The 8,184-nt window shown below is 48.9% G+C and carries 4 protein-coding genes and 3 pseudogenes; 5 read left to right on the forward strand and 2 right to left on the reverse strand.

All coding sequences use genetic code 11. The annotated features are described in order from the left end of the window. Window positions 1-638: 638 nt before the first annotated feature. Both AC2AXP_RS22575 and AC2AXP_RS22580 read left to right on the forward strand, forming a co-directional pair. Window positions 639-764: an ATP-binding protein gene (locus AC2AXP_RS22575; protein ID WP_484381987.1), complete on the forward strand. Its 126-nt coding sequence runs from the start codon at window positions 639-641 to the stop codon at window positions 762-764. Window positions 765-1,256: 492 nt separating this feature from the next. Then, on the forward strand, window positions 1,257-3,083 hold the full coding sequence (locus tag AC2AXP_RS22580) for a hypothetical protein (RefSeq protein ID WP_484381988.1): 1,827 nt from the start codon (window positions 1,257-1,259) through the stop codon (window positions 3,081-3,083). Window positions 3,084-3,359: 276 nt separating this feature from the next. On the opposite strand, the pseudogene AC2AXP_RS22585 reads toward AC2AXP_RS22580, so the two are convergent. Then, window positions 3,360-4,490, reverse strand: a pseudogene (locus tag AC2AXP_RS22585) (IS3 family transposase). Between the two features lie 78 nt (window positions 4,491-4,568). Between AC2AXP_RS22585 and AC2AXP_RS22590 the strand changes: the two are divergent. The 3 genes and pseudogenes from AC2AXP_RS22590 to AC2AXP_RS22600 form a co-directional block, all read left to right on the forward strand. Continuing rightward, window positions 4,569-5,263 (forward strand): annotated as a pseudogene (locus tag AC2AXP_RS22590) (IS3 family transposase); the annotation flags it as partial. A 672-nt stretch (window positions 5,264-5,935) separates the two neighbouring features. Beyond that, on the forward strand, window positions 5,936-7,444 hold the full coding sequence (gene ltrA, locus AC2AXP_RS22595) for a group II intron reverse transcriptase/maturase (protein ID WP_484381989.1): 1,509 nt from the start codon (window positions 5,936-5,938) through the stop codon (window positions 7,442-7,444). 80 nt (window positions 7,445-7,524) lie between these two features. After that, window positions 7,525-8,005 (forward strand): annotated as a pseudogene (locus tag AC2AXP_RS22600) (IS3 family transposase); the annotation flags it as partial. An 83-nt stretch (window positions 8,006-8,088) separates the two neighbouring features. Here the strand turns inward: AC2AXP_RS22600 and AC2AXP_RS22605 are convergent. Next, the coding region (locus AC2AXP_RS22605; RefSeq protein ID WP_071890408.1) for an IS3 family transposase at window positions 8,089-8,184 on the reverse strand (96 nt) is incomplete at its 5' end.

Consider the following 8,184-nt stretch of genomic DNA (forward strand, 5'->3'; position numbering starts at 1 on the left):
GCGGAATTCAGGTGTATGTTGCTTGCGTGGCTTTTTAGTGGTTGATGCTGGTTTTGTCATGTGAGTCACCTCTTGCTTGAGAGTTTACTCACTTAGTCGCGTGTCCACTATTGCTGGGTAAGATCACTTCAGATCGGCCTCGTATTCTGGACAGTTAGTGATGGTGTATTTTGCTATTGGGAATAGGGTGAAGTTTTTTGGCATTGTGTTTATGCGGCATCGTTAACCCATTTCAGAATGGGCAGATGTTGATAATACTCACTTAGTCGTCCGTGTATCAACGCTCAACTGAATCAGAATGAATGAGTGTTCAGGGGACAAGACCTTCTGAACATCGAGCCCTGTGTCTGCGGGAAGACGTATTTGGGTTGCGCTCTGGGCAATAATGCCTGTCAATAATGTTACAGCATCAAATACTGGCGTCTAAACCACCTGCTGATTGAGTAGATACAGAGTCGGGTAGACGGAAGCTACAAAAAACAGCTGACAGACCTGTCAAAACCCTAATGGCTTATCCTGGACGACAGGGCTTGGAGCCTCCGATGCCGGTACATCGGAATCGGAGGCTGGAGATAATGGATATCATATACGGAAAAACGTCACGGCAATGATAAACCCTCTCCCAACGAATGAATGGTATGGCAGAGTTGGCGAAAAATATACTGGCAGATGCGATCCTGGACAGGTTAAGACACAATGTTCATCGGTTGGAAATGAAAGGTGAATCGATGAGAAAATGGCTACTTCAGGTTGATATAAAATGAACCGTGGGGGTAATAAAATGAGCTGAGGGTGCGTTAGGAAATAATTCGCTCACGTTCCTCCAGAATAGCTGTTTATCTTCAGCGGAATACGCTCCAAGATATTCTCATCTGCATTATCAGCTTTTTTTCGTTACGCTTGTCGAACACTAATCCAACAAAAATAGTTTATCCCTCTAAAAGTTGTAATTGTAACTATATCTACCGCGGAGCTTTAAAATAAGCTTATGAAAAACTATTTTCAGCTAATTTTTTAAAGGTTTTTTCGTGTTTTTCCATGGTCTAGATTGAGTGCAATAGGCTGAGATACTGTAAAAACAAAGAGTTAATGTCGTGATATTTCCATGTTATCGGAATCAGTGATATTGCGACCTTACTTCACCGAGGAAAGGTAAAGTCATGTTGACTAAGCAATGATATCTCCTACCCTCTGTAAAGGGCTTCTACACAGTCCGGTATCCCCGATAATCCAACGATAACCTCTAGGGACACGTCATGAATACTGTAACTGATTATACTGAATTACGTCATTATCAGGGTGATGATATCCTACTGATGCTCACCAATACTTATCATCATGGTATTTTTATTCGGAAAAATAATGAATCAGAACATCCCTTTAAAGACGATCATGCGTTGTTTATCAAGGATGCCAAAGGCCGTTTCTGGGCACGCCAGATCAATGATGGTGCCTATTGCATTGACTGGTGGTTTTCCGCCGGCGATGAAGCTGATTATGCCAAAACCATTACCCGAGCCTGCAAGGCACTTCAAGTCGATGAAAATGAATGGGGGAGAGCGTTGATCCCTTCCACGCCAGCAGGGATTACCCTGGTCGGTCCGGGAGGCGTTAGGGTATGTAAAACTACGGCTAAACTCAAATTGTGGAAAAATTCCATTGATTTTCGCGGTACACTGCTGGATTACCGTAGTGCGGCCACAAATACGGAATGTTTGCATGTTGAATACAGTTATGGGGCTCCGGCCATCTATAATCTGAGAATAGTTGGCAACAACGATGAAAATAAAAATCTCAGTGCCATTTGTGTCTACTCTACGGCAAAAAATGTTTTCGGCAAACCCGTTGCTCAGCTGTTGTGTCAGAACATTTGGATTTCTAATTTCCATAAAGGGATCATGTTCGGTAATAACGCTTACATACAAAGCTGGCATAGCGTGATGCTTCATGCCTGCCACTACCCTATTTATTCTGAAACGTCGAGTAATGCGGGCGAAAAAATCGTCTTTTACAAATGCCTGTTTTCAGATGGTCAGCAGTTTTATCAAGGAGTGCATGAGCTCTATTTCAGGAACTGTTCATTTGACTACAGCGGTTTTAGCACCCCAACAGTGCAAATGGCTCACAAAGATAATGCTCTGTTCACACTCACTCGTGGAACGCTTGATTTTCTGGACTGCCATTTTGAGTGGGGAAATCACAATTCCAGGAATGCCCGTCCGGTGTTCTGTAGTGATGGTGGGGGGATTGTTAAAATTCGTCGATGTAAATGGCACAGCGTAGAAACCAATATCGCCGATAAAGATGACTCAACGAAAACACCTTATCAGCATGTAGACTATTTTTTCTTTGATAAATCAACTAACCTGACGGGACGGTGTTACATTGATGGATTGGAACTTATCAATGCCGACATCAAAAAAGGCTGGTCCAATGGCCATATCGACATGAGAAACATTGGTGCCCCGGGGCACATCAACATGCATCGGTTCCTGTATCTTGGGGATGCGTCAAATCATTTACCGGAGCCGTCATGGACAGAAAAAGCAGCCTTGCAACTTAATCATGTTTATGCTTGCCTTGGCGAAGGTATTGCCAGTTCGGCAGAATTGTCGGTCTCAGCGGATAAGGGCGTCATCACTATATCTACACAGACGGCCGCAACTGCAGGTAAGGCAGTGGAGTTGTATTTCCCACTGATACAAAACGAACTGCCGTTATGGAAAATGACGTTTACTGGTTTGTCCGGTATGGACAGCCTGAAACTTTCGGTGAGCACTCTTATCGGCCAGTACCGGTTGGATGAGGCCGTGCCCAAGATAATTGCGGAAAAAACTGGCCAATGGGGCCGGCAGGGGGAGCTCAAGGCAGCAGCGCCATTGACACTGTTGGTTGATCATATCACTGCGCTGAATGACAAGGAATTCATCCCATTACCTGCGGCTTATGTGAACTATGCGCGTATTGTTATTCATCTGAAAGATTTCGAGGGCACGCCGGACAAACCGACTCATTTTCAGCTTACACAATGCATCTGTCAGAAGGTTCATATTTTGTCCAGAAATCCCGGAAAGGCTTGGTAACCTACGGCGAGGCTCGATGCTAGCACCGAGCCTTATATAGTATTCCAAAGACCATTGAGTATATGTGCGGCAGAGCCGAGTCCGTTATGGATTGCCGATGACGCTGTCGTGCCTCATTCCATTACACCGGAGCAAGAACATTCGCAACAGCCAAGGGCGCGCGATTTTTTTCCTGATTAGATTGTCGGACATGTTATGCACTCTTCGGGGTCTATAACATGTCCGTTCACGACTTATGGTGAATAGTGATCCTACCCACGAAATGTGGAGACGGCCCTAAGCGAGGTTTTGGTTTTCAAACTGTTCCGGGCTAAGACCGCACAGGCACTGTGACGACGCCAGCGATTGTAATCGCACTCGATATAATTAAACACTGCCGTTCGCATTATTTCCCGGCTGGCAAAGTCCTCCCCGTGGATACATTCCACCTTCAGTGAGTGAAAGAAGCTTTCCGCACAGGCATTGTCGTAACAACAACCTTTAGCGCTCATACTGCCCTGCAGATTATGCCGTTTCAGTAAGCTCTGGTAATCCGTTGAACAGTACTGGCCACCTCGGTCTGTGTGCACGATGACATTTTCCGGGCGTTTACGCCGCCATAACGCCATCTGTAGTGCATCGCAGGCAAGCTGTGCCGTCATCCGTGAGGACATCGACCAGCCAATGACTGACCGCGACCACAGGTCAATCACCACCGCCAGATACAGCCAGCCTTCAGCGGTGCGCAGATACGTGATGTCACCCACCCACTTTTGATTCGGGCCGCTGGCGTAAAAGTCCTGCTTCAACAGATTCTCGGATATTGGCAGACCATGCTCACGGTAACTGACCGGGCTGAACCGGCGCGAGGCTTTCGCCCGCAGCCCCTGACGACGCAGACTGGCGGCGATAGTCTTGATGTTGTACTCCGGCAGTTCATCAGCAAGACGAGGCGCTCCATAACGCTGTTTTGCCTTGGCAAAGGTCTGTCGAACCGCATCATCGCAGACAAGTCGGAACTGTTGACGCCGGTTTATCTGGTGACGACGCTGGCGCCAGGCATACCAGCCACTGCGGGCGACGTGCAGTACCCGGCACATGGCTTTGATACTGAACTCAGCCTGATGCTTTCGATAAAGACATACTTCATTTCAGGTGCTTGGCGAAGTAAGTCGCGGCCTTTTGGTAAATGGCCAACTCCTCGTCCCGTTCGCGGGCATTCTCAGCGGCGAGTTCGCTCTCACGTTCAGAGGACGTTGCCTGTTGCTGCCGATTGCTACGCCAGGTGTAAATTTGCGACTCATAAAGGCTGAGTGCGCGGGCGGCTGCGGCCACACCAATGCGTTCAGCTAGTTTCAGGGCTTCGTCGCGGAATTCAGGTGTATGTTGCTTGCGTGGCTTTTTGGTGGTTGATGCTGGTTTTGTCATGTGAGTGTAGTGGCATAGTAAATTTGGCCACCTGAATAGAGGTGATATCATCACCTCATAGTCAAAACAGGTGACATTATAACCGGACGTAACAGACGCAATTTTAGCCCCGAGTTTCGCCTCGAAGCTGCCCAGCTTGTACTCGATCAGCACTACACCGTTGCCGCCGCTGCCACTGCGATGAATGTCGGCAAATCCACGATGGACAAATGGGTTCGACAACTGAAAGATGAGCGAGCGGGAAAATCACCCATAGCTTCACCCATGACACCTGAGCAGATTGAGATGCGTGAGTTGAAGAAAATACTTCAACGCGTTGAAATAGAAAGAGATATATTAAAAAAGGCTACCACGCTCTTGATGTCAGACTCCCTGAACAGTTCTCATTAATTGAGAAACTCAGGGCGCGGTTTCCCGTTGCCGTTGTGTGCAATGTGTTTGGGGTTCATCGCAGCAGCTATAAATACTGGCGGCAACCAAAAAAGCCTGATGCCACGCGAGTGACATTACTCAGTCTTGTTCGTGAAAGTTATCGCGAAAGTAACGGCTCCGCAGGCACACGTAATATTGCCGCGATGGTCACGAACAAAGGTGTAAAACTTAGCCGCTGGCGGGCAACAAAGCTGATGAAAGAGCTTCGTCTCATCAGTTGTCAGCAGCCTGGCCATAGGTATAAGAAGGCGTCTAAGGAACACGTTGAGATCCCCAATTATCTGGAACGCCAGTTTGCTGTAACCGAGCCTAATCAGATCTGGTGCGGTGATGTGACTTATAGTGTGCCCGGAGTTCAGGGCGAGCATGGACGCTCAAATGAACCACGAGTCTGTCTGGAATATTGAACCGGTAACTCACGATGAGAAACCCAACAATCCCACCGGGTGTGACGGTGGAGAACCTGAGCGGCAGTGACCTGCGGCATGCCCGCAGGGTGATGTAACCCGCTGACAATGGGGATTGAGGCGAGATCACTAAGCCAAGATGATCCTCAAGGTTGAGTGCTGAAAGGCTGAAGAATATGAACCCGTTAATCCTCCTCTGTGGGTTGAAAACGTCACCACGGCCTACGTGATCTGACAGGCCGTGCAGAAGTAACGGGCAGTGATACGTAAGCACTGCCCGTCGAAGGTGTTTTGATATGTATGCGAAACTCCGGGGCAGCAGCGTCTATCACACTCGCGTTGCTGACTTCTGCCAACTTGCGGCAAGCAAGGATAAAGAGTGCGACGGGCAGCCTCCTCAGTATGTCTGAGTCCAGGCAGATAAACCGGGGAAGGTCAGCGACGGATGTTAAGGAGGCATGGCTCCGATGACGCGCTGGTTGGCGGAGCTTCCGTAGTAGTCCGCGATGGGGAAAGCCCATTACATGGCGAAGGGAAGCAGTTTGAATGTGTTTGCTACGTGAATTAACTGACCTAACGAGGTGAAGACCTTTGATAATCAGCGAAATGCAACGCAAGCTTGCCACATGGGCAGCCACTGATCCGTCCCGACGGATTGAACGGCTGCTACGTCTGATAACACAACCAGAATGGCTGACTGAAGCAGCGCGGATCACGTTCTCATCAAAAGGGGCGCATACCCCTGGCGTTGATGGTGTGAATAAAGCAACGCTACAACCCAGACTGGCTGCTGAGCTACAAATACTCAGGGATGAACTTCTCTCTGGTGATTATCAGCCCCTGCCAGCCAGACGGGTTTACATCCCTAAAAGCAACGGCAAACAGCGACCTCTGGGTATCCCCTCGTTGCGGGATCGTATTGTTCAGCGGGCAATGCTGATGGCGATGGAGCCGATATGGGAGAGTGATTTTCATACGCTCTCGTATGGCTTTCGACCTGAGCGGAGTGTCCACCACGCGATCCGCACGGTGAAGCTACAGCTCACCGACTGTGGGGAAACACGGGGCCGCTGGGTAATTGAAGGCGATCTGTCCAGTTACTTCGACGCCGTACATCATCGACTGCTGATGAAGGCCGTACGCCGCAGGATCAGCGACGCACGTTTCATGACTCTGCTGTGGAAAACCATCAAGGCGGGACATATCGATGTCGGTCTCTTTCGGGCGGCCAGTGAAGGCGTGCCGCAAGGTGGCGTAATATCGCCGTTGCTGTCGAATATCATGCTCAATGAGTTCGATCAGTATCTGTATGACCGCTACCTGAGCGGGAAAGCCAGAAAGGACCGCTGGTACTGGAATAACAGTATCCAGCGAGGCCGAAGTACCGCAGTCAGAGAAAACTGGCAATGGAAACCTGCTGTAGCGTACTGCCGGTATGCCGATGACTTCGTGCTTATTGTCAAAGGCACCAAAGCACAGGCAGAAGCCATCAGGGAGGAGTGTCGGGGCGTGCTCGAAGACAGTCTGAGACTCAAGCTGAACATGGACAAGACCAGGATCACCCATGTTAATGACGGCTTTATCTTTCTGGGGCACAGGATCATCCGCAAACGCAGTCGTTACGGCGAAATGCGGGTTGTCTCGACGATCCTGAAGGACAAAGCCAGAAACTTCGCCGCATCGCTGACAGCACTGTTATCAGGCAATTACAGTGAAAGCAAAGTTGATATGGCTGAACAACTCAACCGGAAACTGAAAGGCTGGTCTGCGTTCTACCAGTTCGTTGATTTTAAGGCCAAAGTCTTCAGTTATATTGACCGTGTCGTGTTCTGGAAGCTGGCACACTGGCTGGCCCGCAAATACCGTACAGGTATCGCTTCCCTGATGAGGTGGTGGTGTAAATCACCGAAACCGGGTCAGAGCAAAACGTGGGTTTTATTTGGTAAAACCAACCACGGCAAGCTCAGTGGCGAAATTCTGTTCCGGCTGGTAGGGCAAGGTAAGAAGCTGTTCCGCTGGCGTCTACCTGAAGGTAATCCCTATCTGAGGATGGAAACCAGAAACACGTATACATCGCGCTACACTGAAGTGGCAATGGCGTTCGCCAGCGTTTAAATGGAGAGCCGGATGCGCTGAAAGTTGCATGTCCGGTTCGGGGAGGAGAGGCAGGGAAATAGTCCGACTACGCCCTGCCTCTTACTCTACTCTGGACGGGTAAACGCTGGGCTTATTTGGCCGTAGTGCTTGATCTTTTTTCCCGTAAACCGGTTAGCTGGGCTATGTCATTTTTCCCGGATTCTGCACTGACAACTAAAGCACTGTCCATGGCCTGGGAAGCGCGACGAAAGCTGGCTAATTTACTGTATCACTCGGATCAAGGCAGCCACTATACCAGCAGGAATTTCAGACAGTTACTGTGGAGATATCAGATAAAGCAAAGCCTGAGTCGCCGGGGAAATTGCTGGGATAACAGCCCAATGGAACGGTTCTTCAGAAGCCTGAAAACAGAGTGGATACTGGCTACGCGAATTTTAGCCAAGCCAGAACGGCAATAACGAATTACATCACAGGATATTACAGCCAGCTCAGACCCATCAATATAATGGTGGTTTGACGCCGAATGAATCAGAAAGATTGTTCTGGAAAAACTCTAAAGTCGTGGCCAGTTTTTGTTGACCACTACAAGCTGCTCTATGATATAAAATCAAAACCTTGTGGGCAGTAATTATTGATCCTACCCACGTAATGTGGACACGGCCCTAAGCGAGGTTTTGGTTTTCAAACTGTTCCGGGCTAAGACCGCCACAGGCACTGTGACGACGCCAGCGATTGTAATCGCACTCGATATAATTAAA

This window comes from Serratia sp. Sp408 (assembly GCF_057180665.1).

What these genes read in the sequence shown, in the direction of transcription:
- ltrA (WP_484381989.1), top strand. Translation starts at nt 5,936, where the DNA reads ATGCAACGCAAGCTTGCCACATGGGCAGCCACTGATCCGTCCCGACGG.
- AC2AXP_RS22575 (WP_484381987.1), top strand. Translation starts at nt 639, where the DNA reads ATGGCAGAGTTGGCGAAAAATATACTGGCAGATGCGATCCTGGACAGG.
- AC2AXP_RS22580 (WP_484381988.1), top strand. Translation starts at nt 1,257, where the DNA reads ATGAATACTGTAACTGATTATACTGAATTACGTCATTATCAGGGTGAT.